The 20470-nt window shown below is 58.6% G+C and carries 17 protein-coding genes and 1 pseudogene; 7 read left to right on the top strand and 11 right to left on the bottom strand.

The features are described from left to right. Nucleotides 1-62 precede the first annotated feature (62 nt). The 3 genes from E8F06_RS12105 (at nucleotide 63) to E8F06_RS12095 (ending at nucleotide 4833) form a co-directional block, all read left to right on the top strand. Nucleotides 63-1213 (top strand): IS3 family transposase gene (locus tag E8F06_RS12105; protein ID WP_280363247.1). Its coding sequence is split into 2 segments (ribosomal slippage): nucleotides 63-306 and nucleotides 306-1213, totalling 1152 coding nucleotides; the frame shifts between segments, so codons are not numbered across the junction. Nucleotides 1214-1276: 63 nt separating this feature from the next. After that, entirely contained in the window at nucleotides 1277-2266 is a 990-nt protein-coding gene (locus tag E8F06_RS12100) for a hypothetical protein (RefSeq protein ID WP_280367346.1), read from the top strand. A gap of 386 nt (nucleotides 2267-2652) precedes the next feature. After that, the gene (locus E8F06_RS12095) at nucleotides 2653-4833 is read left to right on the top strand and encodes a hypothetical protein (RefSeq protein WP_280367344.1); all 2181 of its coding nucleotides are present in this window, start codon (nucleotides 2653-2655) and stop codon (nucleotides 4831-4833) included. Between the two features lie 348 nt (nucleotides 4834-5181). Here the strand turns inward: E8F06_RS12095 and E8F06_RS12090 are convergent, their stop codons facing one another. Beyond that, on the bottom strand, nucleotides 5182-5847 hold the full coding sequence (locus E8F06_RS12090; protein ID WP_280367342.1) for a Fis family transcriptional regulator: 666 nt from the start codon (nucleotides 5845-5847) through the stop codon (nucleotides 5182-5184). Here E8F06_RS12090 and E8F06_RS12085 point away from each other — a divergent pair. The 4 genes and pseudogenes from E8F06_RS12085 (at nucleotide 5827) to leuA (ending at nucleotide 10090) form a co-directional block, all read left to right on the top strand. Next, nucleotides 5827-6252 carry a hypothetical protein gene (locus E8F06_RS12085; RefSeq protein ID WP_280367339.1) on the top strand — a complete coding sequence of 142 codons (426 nt, stop codon included), beginning with the start codon at nucleotides 5827-5829 and terminating at the stop codon, nucleotides 6250-6252. The two genes, E8F06_RS12090 and E8F06_RS12085, sit on opposite strands and share 21 nt — an antisense overlap. A 537-nt stretch (nucleotides 6253-6789) precedes the next feature. Next, the gene (locus E8F06_RS12080) at nucleotides 6790-7059 is read left to right on the top strand and encodes a hypothetical protein (protein ID WP_280367338.1); all 270 of its coding nucleotides are present in this window, start codon (nucleotides 6790-6792) and stop codon (nucleotides 7057-7059) included. Between the two features lie 408 nt (nucleotides 7060-7467). Then, nucleotides 7468-8064 (top strand): annotated as a pseudogene (locus tag E8F06_RS12075) (mechanosensitive ion channel domain-containing protein); the annotation flags it as partial. Between the two features lie 355 nt (nucleotides 8065-8419). Further along, nucleotides 8420-10090 (top strand): 2-isopropylmalate synthase, encoded by a 1671-nt coding sequence (gene leuA, locus E8F06_RS12070; RefSeq protein WP_280367335.1) that lies wholly within the window; start codon nucleotides 8420-8422, stop codon nucleotides 10088-10090. A 183-nt stretch (nucleotides 10091-10273) separates the two neighbouring features. Here leuA and E8F06_RS12065 read toward each other — a convergent pair whose 3' ends face one another. From E8F06_RS12065 to pilW, 10 genes are all read right to left on the bottom strand, one after another. Further along, nucleotides 10274-10639, bottom strand: a complete 366-nt coding sequence (locus E8F06_RS12065; RefSeq protein WP_280367333.1) for a helix-turn-helix domain-containing protein — start codon at nucleotides 10637-10639, stop codon at nucleotides 10274-10276. A gap of 13 nt (nucleotides 10640-10652) precedes the next feature. Then, nucleotides 10653-11447, bottom strand: a complete 795-nt coding sequence (locus tag E8F06_RS12060; protein WP_280367330.1) for an amidohydrolase — start codon at nucleotides 11445-11447, stop codon at nucleotides 10653-10655. Then, nucleotides 11435-12583, bottom strand: coding sequence for a pyridoxal phosphate-dependent aminotransferase (locus E8F06_RS12055; protein WP_280367326.1), 1149 nt, complete (start codon nucleotides 12581-12583; stop codon nucleotides 11435-11437). Before E8F06_RS12055 ends, E8F06_RS12060 begins: the two co-directional genes overlap by 13 nt. Nucleotides 12584-12787: 204 nt before the next feature. Further along, a complete protein-coding gene (gene der, locus E8F06_RS12050; RefSeq protein WP_280367323.1) occupies nucleotides 12788-14266 on the bottom strand; it encodes a ribosome biogenesis GTPase Der in 1479 nt (492 codons plus the stop codon). Between the two features lie 78 nt (nucleotides 14267-14344). Then, a complete protein-coding gene (gene bamB / locus E8F06_RS12045) occupies nucleotides 14345-15484 on the bottom strand; it encodes an outer membrane protein assembly factor BamB (protein WP_280367320.1) in 1140 nt (379 codons plus the stop codon). Nucleotides 15485-15488: 4 nt separating this feature from the next. After that, complete coding sequence (locus tag E8F06_RS12040) at nucleotides 15489-16127, bottom strand: YfgM family protein (RefSeq protein ID WP_280367317.1); 639 nt, start codon at nucleotides 16125-16127, stop codon at nucleotides 15489-15491. 31 nt (nucleotides 16128-16158) lie between these two features. Then, a complete protein-coding gene (gene hisS, locus E8F06_RS12035) occupies nucleotides 16159-17448 on the bottom strand; it encodes a histidine--tRNA ligase (RefSeq protein ID WP_280367315.1) in 1290 nt (429 codons plus the stop codon). A gap of 14 nt (nucleotides 17449-17462) precedes the next feature. Next, complete coding sequence (ispG, locus tag E8F06_RS12030) at nucleotides 17463-18575, bottom strand: flavodoxin-dependent (E)-4-hydroxy-3-methylbut-2-enyl-diphosphate synthase (protein ID WP_120652801.1); 1113 nt, start codon at nucleotides 18573-18575, stop codon at nucleotides 17463-17465. A gap of 3 nt (nucleotides 18576-18578) precedes the next feature. Continuing rightward, nucleotides 18579-19703 (bottom strand): helix-turn-helix domain-containing protein, encoded by a 1125-nt coding sequence (locus E8F06_RS12025; protein ID WP_280367313.1) that lies wholly within the window; start codon nucleotides 19701-19703, stop codon nucleotides 18579-18581. Continuing rightward, on the bottom strand, nucleotides 19700-20458 hold the full coding sequence (pilW, locus tag E8F06_RS12020; protein WP_280367311.1) for a type IV pilus biogenesis/stability protein PilW: 759 nt from the start codon (nucleotides 20456-20458) through the stop codon (nucleotides 19700-19702). Before pilW ends, E8F06_RS12025 begins: the two co-directional genes overlap by 4 nt. Nucleotides 20459-20470: the final 12 nt, after the last annotated feature.

Here is a 20470-nt window from a genome sequence, read left to right as displayed (position 1 = left end):
TGAATCGCCCCTAGTTTCGTAGACACCTCCAAGCCTCATAATGAGGCCCGTTAGGAGGTGCCATGAGCAACCAGCGTTACCCCGAAGAATTCAAAATCGAAGCGGTCAAGCAAGTGACCGAGCGCGGCCTCCCCGTAGCCGAGGTGGCAGCGCGGTTAGGCATGTCGGTGCACAGCCTGTATGCCTGGATCAAGCGCTACGGCAAGCCCCAGGCGCAGCGGCAGCAAGAAGATGATCAGCAGGCCGAACTGCGTCGTCTACGCGCCGAACTCAAGCGAGTGACCGAAGAGCGAGACATCCTAAAAAAGGCCGCCGCGTACTTTGCCAAGGAGTCCGGCTGAAGTACGCCTTCATCAGCAAGCTGTCGGTGGAGTACCCGGTACGGCGTCTCTGCCAGACCCTGAAAGTGCATCCCAGCGGTTACTACGCCTGGCTGGCCGAGCCGAAATCCGTACGCGCCAAGGAAGATCAGCGCCTGCTCGGGTTGATCAAACATGCCTGGCTGGAAAGCGGTGGGGTCTACGGCTATCGCAAGATTCACGACGACCTGCGTGAGCTGGGAGAGTCCTGTGGCCGGCACCGCGTGGCTCGCCTGATGCGGGGAGAAGGGCTGCGCTCGCAGACCGGCTATCGTCGGCGCCCCGGCTATTACGGCGGCCGGCCAACGGTAGCTTCGCCCAATCGCCTGGAGCGGCAGTTCAACGTCAGTGAACCGAACAAGGTCTGGGTCACCGACATCACCTACATCCGCACCTATGAGGGTTGGTTGTATTTGGCGGTGGTGCTGGATCTGTTTTCACGCCAGGTGATCGGCTGGTCGATGAAGCCACGGATGTGCAGCGACCTGGCCATCGATGCCCTGTTGATGGCGGTCTGGCGGCGCAAGCCCAAGCAGGAAGTGATGATCCACTCCGACCAGGGCAGCCAGTTCAGCAGCTCGGATTGGCAGAGTTTCCTCAAGGCCAACAACCTGATCAGCAGCATGAGCCGACGCGGCAACTGCCACGACAACGCGGTAGCGGAAAGCTTTTTTCAGTTGCTGAAACGGGAACGCATCCGACGGAAGACCTACGGCACCCGCGAAGAAGCTCGGAGTGATGTGTTCGATTACATCGAGATGTTTTATAACCCCAAACGCCGGCACAGCAGCGCTATGCAGCTATCGCCAGTGGAGTTTGAAAAGCGCTATTTCCAGAGCTTGGAGAGTGTCTAGGAAAGCCGGGGCGATTCACGATACGAGTTTACTCACCACCTCAGTCATCATGGACGACTCTTTATGAAGCGAAAATTTGTTACAGAATACGCACTTGGATACATGAATAGCTTTACATCTATTGTAACAGCGCACCAACTACTGTTAGGTGGCAGAGTTAATCCAGTTGACCAACAAAATTTAGACAAGAGCCATATATACATCATAACCGCGCGACCGCAGCCATTCTTCAAGCCTGAAACATTAAGGCATGAAGGAGGTTTGTTATCTGGCGTTGTATGCTATCGAATCGACGGAAAAGAACACGAAATTCCATTCGAAGGTTTCCACTGGACGCTAGATGATGAGGCATCAAAAATAGAATGCCGATATCCGTATAGAGAGATTTGCAGTTTTAATCCCGACGGACAAGAGGGCACGTATCTCCCTGCAAGTATGCTGACCTTTCGATATCTACAAGAAGATAGGAGCGGTGCCGTTGACCTGAATCGTTACGAAGTCCTTTACGTAGGGCAATCTCTTGGCCAAGGTAATAGATCTGCACCAGAACGATTGAAAAACCATTCGACTCTGCAAAAAATTCTAGCTCTGACGAATCATGATTACCCTGATAAAGAAATCATGATCTTCATGTATCAATTTGAACATGACCAGTTTTTCACATCGATGGACGGCCGAGCAAAAGATGCAAATAACACAAACCAAAACGAGTCTCGCCTGATAAATGCGATGAGAAACCGACCTAATAAAAAGCAGAAAATCGGGATGATTGAAGCTGGTTTAATTCGGTATTTTCAGCCACACTACAATGAAATATTCAAGATAAAATTCCCATCAGCAAAGCATAAAACATTGAAATCTTGCTACGATCTAGATGTATCGTCTTTAGTTATAGAGCTAGCCTGTCAAGAGCTTAATTATTATTTTTATTCTCCAACCGTGACCGCTAAAAATCACCATATCGCCAAGATCGATTTGGTAGCCTCACAAAAAAGGCTATCATTTTTCAACGCGACAGGCTTCAACGAGATGCCGGATATAATAAAAGGCTAGATTCAAACGACAGGATTTGGTGAGCAGCTTTCTGCCGATCCCTGCCGGTCATGACCGGCAGAAGTCGACCCAAAGCCGCCGGTTTTCACAGGCAGATTGGGTTGCGGCCTGTCCATTTTCTGCACACCAAGGCTAAGCGGTCGCTGACTTTTACGAAGTCGCGCCTGAGTTCAAGCCTAGCGTTCGTTGACTTCTAAGCGAAAACTGGCCCAGACAGTCCTCACCGCAGTGCAACAGAAAGCCACCTCTCTCTAAAGCGGCTTGTTCAAGTCCGTTGCAGCAATCCTTGTCGGGTGCCAGTTTGACGATGGACTAATGGACATGATGATGGCGAATTGGTAGCGTCTCCCTACAGGCGATTCCCATAATTTATAAGGAGTTTTGATATGGATGTCCTGAATATTAATTTGGAAAACTGCTATGGAATTCAAAAGCTAGATGAGACGCTAACATTTAAAGCGTCCAAAGGTAATCCCGCTGGATCCTCATTCTCGATTTATGCTCCGAATGGTTTTATGAAAACCTCGTTGGCTCGAACTTTCTTGGATATCCAAGAGGGGCAAAACAGCCAGGACTTGATATTCCCTGCCCGACCTACAGCGCGAACAGTTACTGTTGATGCAGCTACAGCTATCACACCTGAGTCCATCTTTGTAATCAAACCCTATGTAGAGCGTTATGCGGCGGCGAGCTCCTCAACGCTTCTGGTGAATCAGACGCTGAGAGAGGAATACGAGAAGGCTATCAGGAATATAGACGCGACGCATGAAAACCTTCTAAAAGAGTTAAAGGAGCACGCCAAGTGGCCGGGAAAAACACTTCCGACAAATGAAATTAAGGAGGTCTTTCAGCTCAATAGTACTTATGAGTTCTTTGCAGGAATTGCCGAAAAGCTTAATGGGGATACAACCCTTTCTGACCTGGTTTATACGGAAATATTTAACGATAAAACCAACTCCGTCTTGAAGGCGGGGACTTTTAGTCAGCAGCTCCATGAATACATAGAGAAGTACCAAGAGCTAGTTGAACAATCCCCTTTGCTCAATAAAAAATTCAATCACACTGGTGCATCTGATGTCTCAAAGAGCCTTTTGAACAATGGATTCTTTGATGCAAATCATTCCCTTAATATTTCTAATGGCGCTGAGAAAGTTGAGGTAACCTCATCCAAAGAATTGGATGCGCTGGTTAGTGCAGAAAAGGGACGCATACTGGGAGATAAAGAGCTCTCCGAGAAGTTCGAAGCAGTTGATAAACAGCTTCAACGAAATATGGAACTCAAAAAATTCCGAGAATACCTGGCTGAGCATCCCGAGATACTTCCAGAACTCGGCGACTACGATGGTTTTAGAAGGAAACTTTGGCTCGGATACTTCAACCTGGCGAAGTCATCCATAACTTCATTTGCGATAGCCTACTTGGCTGCAAAAGATATAATTTCCAAAACTGCTCACCAAGCTCAAGCAGAAAAGACAAAATGGGCAGCAGTGGTTGAGCAATTTAATGAAAGGTTCTATGTTCCATTTAAGTTGGTCATTCAGAACCAGCAAGACGTAATTCTCAAGGGTGAGGCGCCTAAGGTCGGATTTGAATTCAATGATGGCCATGGCACATGCGGTGTAGATGAAGAAAAATTGCTACAGGTTCTAAGCCAAGGAGAAAGGCGTGCATTATATATATTGAACATTCTCTTTGAGATTCAAGCGCGCCGGGAGTCAAGTCAACCGACTTTGCTGATGATTGATGATATTGCAGATTCCTTTGACTACAAAAACAAATATGCAATTATTGAATATCTAAATGAGATATCAAAGGTTCCATTTTTTAGGCTAATATTCCTTACTCATAACTTTGATTTTCATCGCACAATTAGCAGTCGACTTCAAATCGCGCGGCAGCGGAGGTTGTTTGCGAGAAAACACCAAGGAACCCTTTCTTTTGTTGTTGAGAAATATCAAAAGAATCCTTTTACTACGTGGAAGAATGGCCTGACTACAAATCCAGCCTACCTAGCAGCTAGCATCCCCTTCGTGCGCAACTTGGCTGAATACTGTCACGGCACTGCGAGCCAGCATTATTTGAAGCTTACATCGTTACTGCATATCAAGGCCGATAGCACGACACTAACCATTGGTGACCTGGAGAATATTTATAAAGCCACACTGCTAGACCAAGCCGGGCTTGTGCTTCCCAATCCTGGAAACTCGGCAATTGATCTGATTTTTGACCAGGCTGATGTGCTAGCAGCTGCTGCCAACGATGATGTTGAACTAGAATCGAAAGTCATTCTCTCAATTGCCATACGCCTACAAGCAGAAAGATTCATGATCGGCAAAATTAATGATCCTAACTTTGTCGGAACCATAACTAGCAATCAGACATTCGAGCTGTACGGAAAATATTCTCTGCTTTACCCTAATGATGACAGTCAATTGCTGGTTCTTTCGCAGGTTAATCTTATGACACCTGAAAACATTCACCTGAACTCATTTATGTATGAGCCCATTCTTGACATGTCGGCCCTTCATCTTTATGAGCTATACGCAAGAGTGAAAGCGTTAGCTTAGGCGTGATGGTGTGGCCATTGCTGCATGAGCAAGCCCGTCTCCACGCGCCGACCCAGGCAGTGCAGAAACCTTGGCATCGGCCTTGCCTGAATTTGGCGGAGTCAAACTCACTATGGCTGCCCATGAAGCTTTTAATCTAGCGAGAACATCGCAATCAAAGCATGCTGCTGCCGAAGAGCCTGGATGACTACGAAGCGGAGACCAATTCAGCGCGGGTGTTTAACCTGCCGAAAGTGTCGGGAACGAAACACCATCGAGCGGATGCTTGGATGGTGAGCGAGAGTTAAGGGGCGCCGCCTTTGAGGCGCTGCATTCTTTCCCTGTGAAGGGTTCAGCCAAGCTCAGCGTCTACTTTGTCCAGTAGCGCTCAACAGTTCGAACTGTCACCCCTAGCTGATGTGCGATCTCTGGCTTTGTGAAACCGGCAGCTTGCAGGCGTCGTGTTTCATCGCGTGTCTCATTCGCTATCCTGCCTCTGATACCCCTAAACGCATCTTCTGGCGCAATACGCTCAACGCGTCCAGCATCAATGAGCGAGTGCAGTTGCGCATTGCTCGCAGCCAAATGCTCTTCAACATCATGGCCGGCAAGTCGCGCTTCCACTACCAGGAGCAGCTGGCTGGGAGTGACCCCAAGCACGCCGCAGAGCGCCACTAGCGTGTCGATCTTAATGGCCTTGAGACCCTTCTCCACCTGACGCAAATGCCCCCCATTGATGGCTTCCGCGCACTCAAGGTGCGTAAGGCGCGCTTGCAGTCTCACGTCCCTGATCACTTCCCCCAAGACCTGTTGGTAGCCCATCTCTTGCATCCAAAAAGGAAGCATCAAGCCATCTTTGACGCGACATATCGTGCCGCTGTAGCATCTGTTCGTGTCGCAATCGGTATGCGACATGCCTGACGTATTTGTCAATAAATGCCAATTAAATGGCTGGTTCAGGGCCAGCGAGGATTTCTGATGTTCACGACTTACCAATGCCACGAACTGGGTTTTATGCAGTTCTTCGACGAGCACCGTAGATACTGGAGCCTGGTTGAGCGAAATGCGCGTACGCCGTGGTTTCACTTGACCCTCCGCTGCTACGTCGAGGAGCAACCCACCACGCACACAACCATGCCAGGCGATGTGTCTCAGTTCGTGAACCTGCTGAACCAGCCAGAAGGCCCTGTCCAAGTGGTCGATGTGCAAGTAGTCACGCCGGAGCGGCTGAACAAAAAAGGGCGCTGGCTCATGGAACCCTTGGCGAAACTAGAGCTTGCAAAAACTTCTGGCCCTGAAGTCGCGCACATCTACACCACCGTCGACGGCCACACGTACTACGACCTCCCAGACGACGTGCAGGGAATCGAGCAGCTACGCGACTGGACGGTGCTTTATGCACGCCCGACCGTGGTGTCTGCCATGACCACGCAGCACTGAGCCAATCGATTCCAAGTGAACACACCGGGATTGGCCACGCCGGCCAACGGAGAAAGGATGGACACGGTGTATGCAGGCCGGCTCGTGAGGCCAATGTCCGGAAAAGTTAGGAAGCGGCTCAAAGACGCGATGTCGCATACCTTCGACGAACCAGTTACTGGATACCTCACACACGCCCGGATCGTTGCAGCGAGCGGTCTGGGATTTGTGTATGCACACGTTCGGGCCGATGAGTATGGCCGCTTCGCAGATGGCCATCTCATCAGAACGTCCGACGTGAGGTGTGCCAGGAAGGAGGGGCAGTTCTGGGTGCTGACGACGTTGAACAGCCGGTACGTCGTCGTATCTTTCAAAAAGAATGAAGGCCGGCCATCCTTGCAGTATTACTTGCACAAACTCCAGTCATCGGTGCACGTCACACCAGCATTACTCCAATAAAATTGGATGTATAACTAAGTTTCCCGACATTGGAAACTACAAACCAACAAATCCCAGTGTTAAAATAAGAGCCATAACAACAAAAAAAGAGAGAGCCCCATGTCTTCGTTAGTCGAATCCATCATCACCCAATTTGAGCAAAGCTTCTCTTCACGCATTAGCGAAGAAGATTCTCCCGAGGAGTTTGCCGACGAAATGAGAACAGAGCTAGACCAAGACATGTGTTCCGAGCTCTTTTACAAGAACGGCCTATGCAAGATCACTCTCGACGAATGGCACGCCGCGCTGGATGAGATTTATGAGCTTGCGCTTGAATTTGCGTACGATTATCAAGAGCCAGAACTGTCCCCCAGTGAACTCGAGCTATAGAGCGGTTTAGAGTTATACACTGCTGTCACGAACATAGTTGCGGCATTCGATATCAGGCTTAGCGCCACTATGCAATCGTTGACGGCAGTTGCTTCCCTAATCGAGCACACTGCCTATCAGTAGCTACCAGGCCATTCTTTTTGGCTCATAGGTAGGGCCGCCGCTAGCTAGCCCCCAATAGCATCCAGCCAAACGAGCGCAATCGCTCCATAAACCTCTCCTTCTGCTGAGCGTCCCGCTTCCGGCTGCTGGGCCTCCATTTTCATAGGGAGTACTCTGCGATAAGCGCATGAGGTGCGCAGAAAAGCGGAGAGACCTGTGGGTAAATCGGGCGCTGACGGTGTCCATCAAAATCCAAGAAAATGGACAAGCTACGAAATTTTTTAAGCCGTTGATTTCAAAGGAAGTCCGTTGTCCATTTCCTTCAAGAGCTCACGCATACAGAACTGGGACAAGACCATCACCACCATTCCCACCAAGCGTTTCATCACCGATTCGTTCAAGAACTGGCGCGGCATGCAGGAATCAGGGGGCAGGCGGATCAAGCGTTGCCTGTACCTGGACCAGAACAGCGTGCGCTTCCTAAACCAGGACGACATCGAGCGACTGCACGACTTCCGCCTGCTGGACAGCTACCTCACCGTCAAGCAGAGCGAGCTGCTGTCCTGGAACAGCCAGCTGGACGAAGAGGAGCGGCTGCCGGTCAACAGCCGCCAATTGACCAACCTCGGCACCTTCCGCGCCTACGTTGAGAACTACCTGCGGGAGAACCAGGACATCCGCAAGGACATGACCCTGCTCGTGCGGCAGATGGCCCCCACCGCCGATGGCCTGCCCCTGGAGCTGTACTGCTTCACCAACACCACCGCCTGGGCCAGCTACGAGGCCATCCAGTCCGACATCTTCGACCATCTGCTGGCGATACTTCCGGAGTTTGGCCTGCGGGTCTTCCAACACCCAAGCGGAGCGGACATGCGCACGCTGCGCTTGCCTCCAGCACAATGATCCGGTGGCTGCCCGCGGATTGCCCGGCAACGGGCCTTTCGCGGGCTGGCTGCCTCTCGACAAATAAGCCGCGCAATCATTCCTAGAAACCCGCCGCATTCACGCAATATTTTCCCTCCTTGCAGATTCTTGCGCTCTTTTTCACCATTTTTTCCGCGATGCTTGCCATATTCACTCACGATGAATAGGGTTAGCCCCTATGAAAACCGCACACACTCTCATCCTTCTGCGTCAACACGCCTGCCTGCGACTGGTCAGCCCCCGACTGCGTGGCTGAATCCCACCTCCGCCGCACCCGCCGATTTCCAATGCCTGGCCGACCATCACACGGCCCGCAGTAAAAAGGATTTGCCCCATGAGCATGCTGAAAGACCCGTCCAACAAGTACCGTCCGTTCCCGGCCATCAACCTGCCGGACCGTACCTGGCCGTCGAAGACCATCACTGAAGTACCGATCTGGTGCAGCTCCGACCTGCGCGACGGCAACCAGTCGCTGATCGAGCCGATGGACGCGCAGAAGAAGATGCGTTTTTTCAAGACCCTGGTGCAGGTGGGCCTGAAGGAAATCGAGGTGGCCTTCCCGTCGGCCTCGGATACCGATTTCAACTTCGTTCGCGAGCTGATCGAAGGCGGCCACATCCCCGATGACGTGACCATCCAGGTGCTGACCCAGGCCCGCGAAGACCTGATCACCCGCACCTTCGAGTCCCTGAAGGGCGCGAAGAAGGCCATCGTCCACGTCTACAACGCCACTGCGCCGTCCTTCCGCCGCATCGTCTTCAATCAGGACAAGGCCGGCGTGGTCGAGATCGCCACCAACGCCGCCAAACTGATCAAGAAGCTGGCCGCCGAGCAGCCCGGCACCGACTGGACCTTCCAGTACTCGCCGGAAATCTTCAGCTCCACTGAGCTGGAGTTCGCCGTGGAAGTCTGCGACGCCGTGATCGACGTATGGCAGCCGACTCCTGAGAAGAAGATCATCCTCAACCTGCCGGCCACCGTGGAATGCGCCACGCCGAACGTGTACGCCGACCAGATCGAATGGTTCGGTCGCCACGTCAGCCGTCGTGACTCCGTGATCATCAGCCTGCACACCCACAACGACCGTGGCACCGGCGTGGCCGCCACCGAACTGGGCCTGATGGCCGGCGCCGACCGCGTTGAAGGCTGCCTGTTTGGCAATGGTGAGCGCACCGGCAACGTCGACCTGGTGACCCTGGCGCTGAACATGTACACCCAGGGCCTGCACCCGCAACTGGACTTCTCCGACATCGATGCCGTGCGCAAGGTCGTCGAAGAGTGCAACCAACTGCCGGTCCACCCGCGTCACCCCTACGTGGGCGACCTGGTGCATACCGCCTTCTCCGGCTCCCACCAGGATGCTATCCGCAAGGGCTTCGCCCAGCAGAAGGAAGACGGCGTCTGGGAAGTGCCCTACCTGCCGATCGACCCGGCCGACATCGGCCGCAGCTACGAGGCGGTAATCCGCGTCAACAGCCAGTCCGGCAAGGGCGGCATCACCTTCCTGCTGGAGCAGGAATACGGAATCAGCCTGCCGCGCCGCATGCAGATCGAGTTCAGCCAGGTGGTGCAGAAGGAAACTGATCGCCTGGGCCTGGAAATGACCGCCGAGCAGATCTACAAGCTGCTGGACGCCGAGTACCTGCAGGCCAGCACTCCGTTCACCCTGAAAGGACATCGCCTGCAGGAAGAGAACGGCACCAGCGCCGTGGATATCGAAGTTCAGTTCAACGGTGAAACCCAGCACCTGCGCGGCATGGGCAAGGGCCCGCTGGAAGCCCTGGTGGCCAGCCTGCCGGTGAAGGTAGAGATCATGGACTACTCCGAGCACGCCATCGGCGCCGGCACCAACGCCAAGGCCGCGGCCTACATCGAGTTGCGCGTCAACGGCGGCCGTGCCCTGCACGGTATCGGCATCGACGAGAACATCACCACCGCCAGCTTCCGTGGCCTGTTCAGCGCCCTCAATCGCGCCCTGAGCCAGGCCGAGGCCGAAGCGGCCTGAAGCCGATAGCGCAATAAAAAACCCCGCCATCCGGCGGGGTTTTCTTTTGTCCGTGGGCCTATTCCTTGTGGGGGCGATTTCAATCGCCAAACGGGCCGCAGGTCCGTTATCGGATCCCAATTGGGGCGGCTACTCCGCCCTTGGCGAATGAATTCGCCCCTACATTGAGCACGGGGATCCGACCTATCCCTGCTGCTGCCAGTGGCACTTACCCCATGCGCACATGGAATCCAGCACCGGCTTCAGACTCAAGCCATGCTCGGTCAGGCGGTACTCGACCCTCGGTGGCACTTCGGCATACACAGTGCGCGAGACAATGCCGTCGCGCTCAAGCTCCCGCAGCTGCTGGGTCAGCATCTTCTCAGTGATGCCAGGCACCAGTCGCTTGAGCTCGGAGAAGCGCCGCGCCTCGGGGATCAGGTGATAGACCAGCAGCGACTTCCACTTGCCGCCGATGACCGCCAGGGTGACTTCCACCGGCGTGTTGTAGACCTTCTCCCCCGCCACCAGCAGGTTGCCTTCGGCAGGTAGCGGCTTGTGTTCGCTCATGGTCGCTCCGGGCTCAGAGATGCAGGTCGAAGGCGTCCGCATCACGCATCGCTGGGAAGCGCTCGCGATAAGCCGCCAGTTGCGAAGCCGACAGGCTGGCGAAGAACACGCCGTCACCATCGCCGGCATCCAGCAGGCTTTCGCCCTGGAAGTCCAAAACCTGGCTGTCGCCGCTGTAGCCATGCCCCTTGCCATCGATCCCTACACGGTTCACCGCCGCGACAAAGCACAAATTCTCGATGGCGCGCGCCGGCAGCAGGCGGTTCCAGTGATGGCGACGGGCAGCCGGCCAGTTGGCGGTGTAGAGCAGCAGGTCGGTGTCGTGCGGATCACGGCTCCACACCGGGAAGCGCAGGTCGTAGCAGATCAGCGGACGCACCCGCCAGCCTTTGAGCTCGAACAGCGCCTGGGTTTCGCCCGGCGTGTAGTGCTTGTGCTCGCCTGCCATGCGGAACAGGTGTCGCTTGTCGTAATGCAGGACTTCACCGTCCGGACGCGCCCAGAGCAGGCGGTTACGGTGGCTGCCGTCGGCGGCCTGGATGATGAGGCTGCCGGTGATCACCGCATCGAGGCGACTGGCCTGTTCGCGCAGCCAGGCGTGGGTCGGACCCTGTTCGGGTTCGGCGAGGGCCGCCGAATCCATGGAGAAGCCGGTGGTGAACATCTCCGGCAGGACGATCAGGTCCGCCCCCCTCGCCTGCTCCAGCAGCGCTTCGAAGTGCGCGTGGTTGGCGGCGCAGTCATGCCAGGCCAGGGTGGTCTGCACCAGGGCCAGCTTGAGGTCGGGCAAGGTGGTCAGATCGCGCATAGCTTTTCCGCCGCCTGACGCAGCGTCTCCTCACGTTTGGCGAAGCAGAACCGCACCATGCGCAGGTCCTTGGGTGCCTGCTGGTAGAACACCGAGACCGGGATGGCGGCCACGCCATGCTCACGGGTCAGCCACTCGGACATGGCCACGTCGTCCAGGTCGTCGCGGATGGCGCTGTAGTCCACCAACTGGAAGTAAGTACCGGCAGCGCGAGTGAAGCCGAAGCGCGAGCCGGCCAACAGGTCGCAGAACAGGTCACGCTTGGCCTGGTAGAAGCCCGGCAGTTCGGCCAGGTGCTCCGGATGCGCCGTCATGAAATCGGCCAATGCCCACTGCAGCGGAGTGACGCCGCAGAAATTCACGTACTGGTGGACCTTGCGCAACTCGGCGGAGAGCGCCGGCGGGGCGACTACGTAGCCGGTCTTCCAGCCGGTGACGTGATAGGTCTTGCCGAAGGAGCTGACCACGAAGGCGCGGGCGTAGAGTTCGTCATGAGCCAGCACGCTGACATGGCTGACGCCGTCGAACACCAGGTGCTCATAGACCTCGTCCGAGACCAGGTAGATATCGCGGCCACGGATCAGCTCGGCCAACTGGTCCAGTTCAGCGCGGGAAATCAGCGCGCCACTGGGGTTGTGCGGACTGTTGAGGATGATCATGCGGGTACGCGGGCTCAACGCGTCGCGCATGCGCTGCCAATCGATGCAGAAGCCCGGCAGCGCCAGCGGCACATGGACGCAACGGCCGCCGGCCAGCTCCACGGATGGCTCGTAGCTGTCGTAGCACGGATCGAGGACGATCACCTCGTCGCCGGCACGGACCACCGCCTGGATGGCGCAGAAAATCGCTTCGGTGGCGCCGGGCGTGATAGTCACCTCGGCATCGGCGCTGACCGCGCGGCCATAGAAAGTGGCCACTTTGGCCGCCACCTGCTCGCGCAGGGCGGGCAGGCCGGTCATCGGGGCGTATTGGTTATGCCCAGCGGCGATGTGCCGGCCGACCGCATCGCACAGGGCGGCTGGCGCGGAGAAATCCGGGAAGCCCTGGGACAGGTTGATAGCGCCGACTTCTGCGGCGAGCTGGGACATGCGGGTGAAGATGGTGGTGCCGACGTTGGGCAACTTGCTGGCGATCATTTCTTCAGGCTGCTGGCGACTGGAAAGTGGGTCATAGCTTAAGCCCTGAGGGGTTTCGCGACCACAGGAATGCCGGTAGGAGCGAGCTCTGCTCGCGAAACAGCGTGCCAGCCCGATTCGCGAGCAGAGCTCGCTCCTACAAAAGACGGGTTCCTCCCGGAAAGAAAAAAGGCGCCCCAGGGCGCCCTCTTTCGTATCGATCAATCAGCGCTTCTTGTCGCGGCGCTTCTTGTCGGCCTTCTTGTGGTGCGACATGAGGCGGCGCTTCTTGTTCACCTGACGCTCGGTCAGCGTGTTCTTCTTGCCCTCGTAGGGGTTCTCGCCCCCCTTGTACTCGATGCGGATCGGCGTACCGACCAGCTTGAGCACGCGCCGGTAGGTATTTTCCAGATAGCGCGAGTAGGACTTCGGCACCGATTCCACCTGGTTGCCGTGGATCACGATCAGCGGCGGGTTGGCACCACCCAGGTGGGCGTAGCGCAGCTTGATGCGGCGACCGTTGACCAGCGGCGGCTGGTGCTCCTGCACCGCGTCTTCGAGGATCTGGGTCAGGCGGCTGGTCGGCCAACGGGTGATGGCCGAGCGGAACGAGTCCTGCACCGACTTGTACAGGTGACCGACGCCAGTGCCGTGCAACGCGGAAATGAAGTGGATGTCGGCGAAATCGACGAAGAACAGCCGGCGCTCCAGCTCGGTCTTCACGTAGTCGCGCTCACTCGGCTCCATGCCGTCCCACTTGTTCAGGGCAATGACCAGCGCGCGGCCGGTTTCCAGCACGAAGCCCAGCAGGTTGAGGTCGTGTTCGACCACGCCTTCGCGGGCGTCCATCACGAAGACCACCACGTTGGCGTCCTGGATGGCTTGCAGGGTTTTCACCACCGAGAACTTTTCCACAGCCTCGAAGATCTTGCCGCGACGGCGTACGCCAGCGGTGTCGATGAGGGTGTACTTCTCTTCGTTGCGCTCGAAGGGAATGTAGATACTGTCGCGGGTGGTGCCGGCCTGGTCGTAAACGATCACCCGTTCTTCACCGAGCATGCGGTTGACCAGCGTGGACTTGCCGACGTTGGGGCGACCGATGATGGCGATCTTGATGCCGTCCTTCTCGCTCGGGCCGGGAATGCGCTTGGCTTCTTCGCCTTCCGCAACCACTTCGGCTTCGGCCGCTTCTTCCTCGTCGGCCTGGTCGTCACGGGGAAACACGCCCAGCGCTTCCTGCAGCATCTGGCTGATGCCACGGCCGTGAGCGGCAGCAATCGGCAAGGCGTCGCCCAGGCCCAGAGGGCTGAACTCGGCGCGGGCGATATCCGGGTCAACGGTGTCGACCTTGTTGGCCACCAGGAAGCTGCGCTTGTTCCGCTTGCGCAGGTGCTCGGCGATCATCTGGTCGGACGCAGTCATCCCGGCGCGGGAGTCGACCATGAAGAGCACTGCATCGGCTTCTTCAATGGCCTGCAGCGACTGCTCAGCCATTTTTGCGTCGATGCCTTCCTCATCGCCGGAGATACCTCCGGTGTCGATGACGATATAGGTGCGACCCTGCCACTTCGCCTCGCCGTACTGGCGGTCACGGGTGAGACCTGCGTATTCCGCGACGATCGCGTTACGGGTCTTGGTCAGGCGGTTGAACAGGGTGGACTTGCCGACGTTTGGCCGACCCACCAGGGCGATTACGGGAACCATGAGGCTCTCCATTCGTTATTTCATAAAACACAAAGGCCGCTGCCGTTCGACGGCAGCGGCCGGGTATCAAGCTTCAGCTTAGCGGATGGTCAGGCCGACCAGCTTTCCGCCATTGCCGTAGGCATACATCCACTCGCCGACCACCAGCGGACGGGCACGCAGGCCGTCGCCGTCGATCTTCGTGCGGCCGACGAAGTGACCGTCCACCTGGCTCAGCAGGTGCAGGTAACCTTCGAAGTCGCCCACAGCCACGTAGCTGGAGAAGACTTCCGGAGCGGACAGCTGGCGGCGGGCCAGCGCGTCGTTGCTCCACAGGGCGGAGGCGGAACGCTCATCCACACCTTCCACGGTGCCGTTGGCCAGGCTCACGTAGACGTTGCCGAAGCCCTGGGCGACGCCAGCGTAGCTGGACGCTTCGCGCTGCCAGAGCACACGGCCGCTCTCCAGATCCAGGGCAGCGACTCGGCCCTGGTAGGTGGCCACGTAGAGGGTGCCACCGGACAGCAGCAGGCCACCGTCGATGTCCACGACGCGATCCAGTTCGGAACGGCCTTGGGGCACTGCCACGCGCTGTTCCCAGACCGGAATGCCGCGCTTGATATCCAGCGCGAGCACCTTGCCGGTGGACAGGCCGGCCACGGCCAGGTTGTTGGTCACGACAGGCGCGCCAGTACCACGCAGGGTCAGCACCGCCGGGGTGTTCTCGTAGATCCAGAGCTGGTTGCCGGTGGCGGCATCGAAACCGAACAGGGTGTCGTTCTGGGTCTGCACGACCACCACGTCACCGTTGTTGGCCGCCGGGGCCAGCACTTCGCCGTTGACGCGGGCGCGCCATTTTTCTTCACCGTTGGTGGCGTCCAGGGCAACGACTTCACCCTTCAGGGTGCCGACCATCACCAGGCCATAGCCAACGCCCACGGCGCCGGATACCGGGAGTTCCAGGTCCTGCTTCCAGATCACGTCGCCATTGAAGCGGTTGAGCGCCATGACCTCGCCGTTGACGTCCGAGGCATAGATGGTGTCGCCGTCGACGGCGGGCACCAGCAGGTTGTAGGTCTCGCCCTGGCCATCGCCAATGGAGCGGCTCCAACCCTTGTCCAGACTCACCTCTTCAGTGATATCGGGCAGCTCGGCCGGCGGCAGTTCCTTCTTGCTGTTGCTGCTGCAGCCCACGGCCAGAACGGCCAGGGCCAGCACTGCGGCATTCTTCCAGCGCATCACGTCACGCGTCCCCTTTTGCCAGGTCGTCGAGCTTCATCTGCAGGCCACCTACGGCGGCGTCTTCGGGCAGTGCGGCCTTGGCTTTCAGGTAGGCGGCATGCGCGTCATCGGCGCGACCCAGCTGCACCAGCAGGTCACCCTTGAGTTCTTCGCGGCTGGCAGAGAAGGCCTTGTCGGCGTCGCCTTCCAGCAGCTTGAGGGCATCTTCGGCCTTGCCCTGGGCGGCCAGGACACGGGCCAGGCGCTGGCGGGCGAGTTCGCCGAGGGTCGCATCGGCGGGCTTGTCGAGCACGGCCTTGAGTTCGGCAGCGGCGTCGTCAAGCTTGCCGGCGTCGACCGCGACCTTGGCCACGAACAGGCTGCCGTACTGGGCGTAGTGGGTGCCACCGAAGTCACTCTTCAGTTTGCCGGCCAGTTCGGCGACCTTGGCCGAATCCGGAGTGCCGCTGGGGTTCAGCGCGGTTTCCAGCAGTTGCTGGTAAACGACCGAGGCGCCCTGGGCCTGATTGGTTTCGTACTTCTGCCAGGCCTGCCAACCGAAGACCACCGCCAGCGCCAGTGCGCCGCCAGTGAGCATGGGTTTGCCGTTGCGCTGCCACCAGTCCCTGAACTGCGCAATCTGTTCTTCTTCAGTCTGCATGCTTAACCCCGTACTCCTGATCTTTGGATGCTCAAGCCCGCTTCAAGCAGGCAGCGAGATGCTCAGCCAGAGCATCCCAGGCAATATTTTGTTGTTCGCTGTCGTCGCGAAGCGGCTTGCAACCTACCACGCGCTTGGCCAGTTCGTCGTCCCCCAGGATCAACGCGTACTGGGCACCGCTCTTGTCGGCCTTCTTGAACTGGCTCTTGAAGCTGCCGGCACCGGCATTGACCAGCAGGCGCAGGCCCGGAACCGCATCGCGCAGCTGCTCGGAAAGGCCGAGGGCGGCCAGCTCGGCGGCTTCGCCGAAGGCGCAGATATAGACGTCGGCCGGGCTGTTCAGCTCATCCGGTACCAGGCCGAGGGTTTCCAGCAGCAGCACCAGGCGCTCGACGCCCATGGCGTAACCCACGCCCGGAGTCGGCTTGCCGCCGAACTGGGTGACCAGGCCGTCGTAGCGGCCACCGGCACAGACGGTGCCCTGGGAGCCGAGCTTGTCGGTCACCCACTCGAAGACGGTGCGGCTGTAGTAGTCCAGGCCGCGCACCAGCTTCTGGTTGATTTCGTAGCGGATACCCACGGCATCCAGACGCGCCTTGAGGCCTTCGAAGTGGGCCAGGGACTCTTCATCCAGGTAGTCGTGCAGAGTCGGCGCATCCACCAACACGGCCTGGGTACCGCCGTCCTTGCTGTCGAGGATACGCAGCGGATTGGTGGTCAGGCGGCGCTGGCTATCTTCGTCCAGCAGGTCGTAACGATCCTGCAGGTAGGCGACCAGGGCATCGCGGTAACGGGCGCGAGCCTCGCTGGAACCCAGGCTGTTCAGCTGCAGGGTCACGGCGTCGGCCAGGCCGAGCTTTTTCCACAGGCGCCAGGTGAGCACGATCAGTTCGGCGTCGATGTCCGGGCCGGGCAGGTTGAAGACTTCCACACCCATCTGGTGGAACTGGCGGTAGCGACCCTTCTGCGGCTTCTCGTAGCGGAACATCGGGCCGGCATACCACAGCTTCTGCACCTGGCCGCCACCGGTGAGGCCATGCTCCAGCACGGCGCGCACGCAGCCCGCAGTGCCTTCCGGGCGCATGGTCAGCGACTCTTCGTTGCGATCGAGGAAGGTGTACATCTCCTTGTCGACCACATCGGTGCCTTCGCCGATACCGCGGGCGAACAGCTCGGTGAACTCGAGGATCGGCAGGCGGATTTCCTTGTAACCGTAGCTATCCAGCAGGTCGGCGACGGTGTTTTCCAGGTAACGCCAGGCGGGCGTCTGCTCCGGCAGGATGTCGTTCATGCCACGAATGGCTTGCAAGGTCTTGCTCACGTGGGTTCCTTGTTTCAGCTACGGGCGATCAGCGCCGCGTCAGCTTCGGCCTTTGCAGCCGCCTTTTCGCGGATGAGCCGTTCGAGCTCGTCCACCAGGTTGTCGTTGTTCAGCTTCTGCGCCGGCTTGCCGTCGATGTAGACCAGATTGTTCGGGGTGCCGCCGGTCAGGCCGATATGGGCCTCCTTGGCTTCACCCGGACCGTTGACCACACAACCGATTACGGCCACGTCCATCGGTACCAGCAGGTCTTCGAGGCGCCCTTCCAGCTCGTTCATGGTCTTGACCACATCGAAGTTCTGCCGCGAGCAGCTCGGGCAGGCGATGAAGTTGATGCCACGGGAGCGCAGGTGCAGGGACTTGAGGATGTCGAAGCCGACCTTGACCTCTTCCACCGGATCCGCCGCCAGGGAGATGCGAATGGTGTCGCCGATGCCTTCGGCCAGCAGCATGCCCAGGCCTACCGCAGACTTCACGGTGCCGGAGCGCAGGCCACCCGCTTCGGTGATGCCCAGGTGCAGCGGCTGCACGATTTGCTTGGCCAGCAGGCGGTAGGCTTCGACGGCCATGAACACGTCAGAAGCCTTTACGCTGACCTTGAAGTCCTGGAAGTCCAGCTTGTCGAGATGCTCCACATGGCGCAGTGCAGACTCGACCAGAGCCTGCGGCGTGGGCTCGCCGTATTTCTTCTGCAGGTCCTTCTCCAGCGAACCGGCGTTGACGCCGATGCGGATCGGGATGCCTTTGTCGCGCGCGGCATCGACCACCGCCCGGACGCGGTCTTCGCGGCCAATGTTGCCCGGGTTGATGCGCAGGCAGTCGACACCCAGTTCGGCGACGCGCAGGGCGATCTTGTAGTCGAAGTGGATGTCCGCCACCAGCGGCACCTGGACCTGCTGTTTGATGCGGCCGAAGGCCTCGGCTGCGTCCATGTCCGGTACGGAGATGCGAACGATATCGACGCCGGCATCCACCAGGCGCTGGATCTGGCCCACAGTGGCGGCGACGTCGCAGGTGTCAGTGTTGGTCATGCTCTGCACGGCGATGGGCGCATCGCCGCCCACCGGTACGGAGCCGACCCAGATTTTCCGCGAAACGCGGCGTTTGATCGGGGATTCGCAATGCATGGCTTATTGCCCCAACTTCAGGCGAGCGGTCTCGCCGCGAACATAAGGCGATATGTCGACCGACTGGCCGTTGTAGCTGACTTGCGCGCCGCGGGCGAAGCCCAGGCGAACTTCCAGCGGTGCCTTGCCGGCCAGCTCGACGCTGTCGCCGGTGCGTTTGAGGGCGCTGACCAGTACCTTGCCGTCGGCATCGGTGACCTGGGTCCAGCAATTGGCGGTGAACTGGATACGCACCACGCCCTGGCCCTGCTGGGCTGCCACGGGGGCCGGGGCCTCGGTGGCAGGAGCCGGGGCGGTAGCGGGCGCGGCCGGAGCTACCGGAGCTGCCGGCTGGGCGGCGGCAGGAACCACCGGAACTGCGGGAGCAGTAGCGGCAGTAGCGGCAGTTGCGGCCGGAGCAATGGGAGCGGTCGGTTGCGCAGCCGGTGCGGCAGCAGCGGCAATCGCCGGTACCTGGCTTGGTGCGACCGGGGCCGTGGCGGCAGGCGCGGTCTCACCAGCCGGCACAACAGGGGCAGCGCCTGCAGCGGCCTGCTGTTCCGGTTGAGCAGCCGTTTCCGGGGAAACTTCAGCCGGGGTCGGCGCGTCGCCTTCCTGGGCCTCGGCCACGGCCTGGTCTTCCGGCTCGTCGAGCGGGTGGATCTGGGTGGTGCCGTCGGCACTTTCCACTTCCACATGCTCCATGTTCACGCTGGCCGCTTCTTCGTTGTTGCGGCTGGAATGCTCCTGCCACCAGAAAAAGCCGACGGCGCCAAGGGCCACCAAAATGATGAAGCTGACGATACGCAGCACGCTCTGGGACAAGCGCACGGGCTCTTCGATGCGACCCAGGCTGTGCACATTGCTGCCCTTGGCATCGGTGCCGGTGTAATGGTCGAACTCGGCAACCAGAACAGCCTGGTCCATACCCAGCAGCTTGGCGTAGGCGCGCACGTAGCCGCGGGCGAAGGTGTGCCCCGGCAACTGCTCGAAATCACCCGCCTCGAGCTGACGCAGGGCCTGCTCGGTCAGGTTCAGGTGGCGGGCGACCTCGCCCAGGGACAAATCCTTGCTCTCACGGGCCTGACGCAGGGTTTCGCCCGGGTTGGCGCGGGTCGCCGCTACAGCTTCGGGATGCGACGCTTTCATCTTTGCTCCGACAGGTATTGCTGATATTCCGGCGTGCCGGGATAGAGTCGCTTGAGTTGCAGACCGAGGCTGGCAGCCTGGTTGCGGTCTTCGAATATGGTCGCCAGACGCGACCCGAGCAGCAGGCTTTGGGCGGTCTGCTCGGCAATCTGGGAATAGCGCTGGTAGTAGTCACGAGCCGGCACGTACTGCTTCTCGTCGAAAGACAGCTGGGCCATTTCCAGCAGCGCCTTGGGCTGCTGGCGATTCAGGCGCAGGGACTTTTCAAAGTGCTGCTTGGCCAGCGCCGGATTGTTCATCTTCAGCGCGGTCAGGCCGAGGTTCTCGAACACGCGCGAGCGCTCGGGATAGAGGTTGTCGTCTGTGGCTTGCTGGAAGCGGTCGTAGGCATCCTTATAACGGCCCTGCTCGTAGAGGAAGCTGCCGTAGTTGTTGAGGATGCGCGCATCGTTACGGGACGACAGGGCCTTGCGGTAGTGCTGGTCGGCCAGCTCCGGCTCCATCTCGGTCTGGAACACCAGGGCGAGGGCCGCGTTGGCGTCAGCATTGGACGGGTCTAGCTCAAGGGCCTTTTTCAGCGGCACCTTGGCCCGCTCGGTGGCCCCTTGCTTCAGGTAGCCGATACCCAGTTCGATGTAGGCATCGCGTGCTGCATCACGACCCTTGTCGGTCTTCATCGGATCGACCTGACCGGTCGACACGCAGGCCGCGAGCAATGCGGTGGAAACGAGGAGCAGCGCAGCGCGCAGGGTCATGGGGTGTCCTTC

The sequence above is a fragment of the Pseudomonas sp. BN411 genome, from assembly GCF_029871235.1.
GTDB lineage: Bacteria > Pseudomonadota > Gammaproteobacteria > Pseudomonadales > Pseudomonadaceae > Metapseudomonas.
This window is presented reverse-complemented; position numbering and strand designations above follow the sequence as displayed.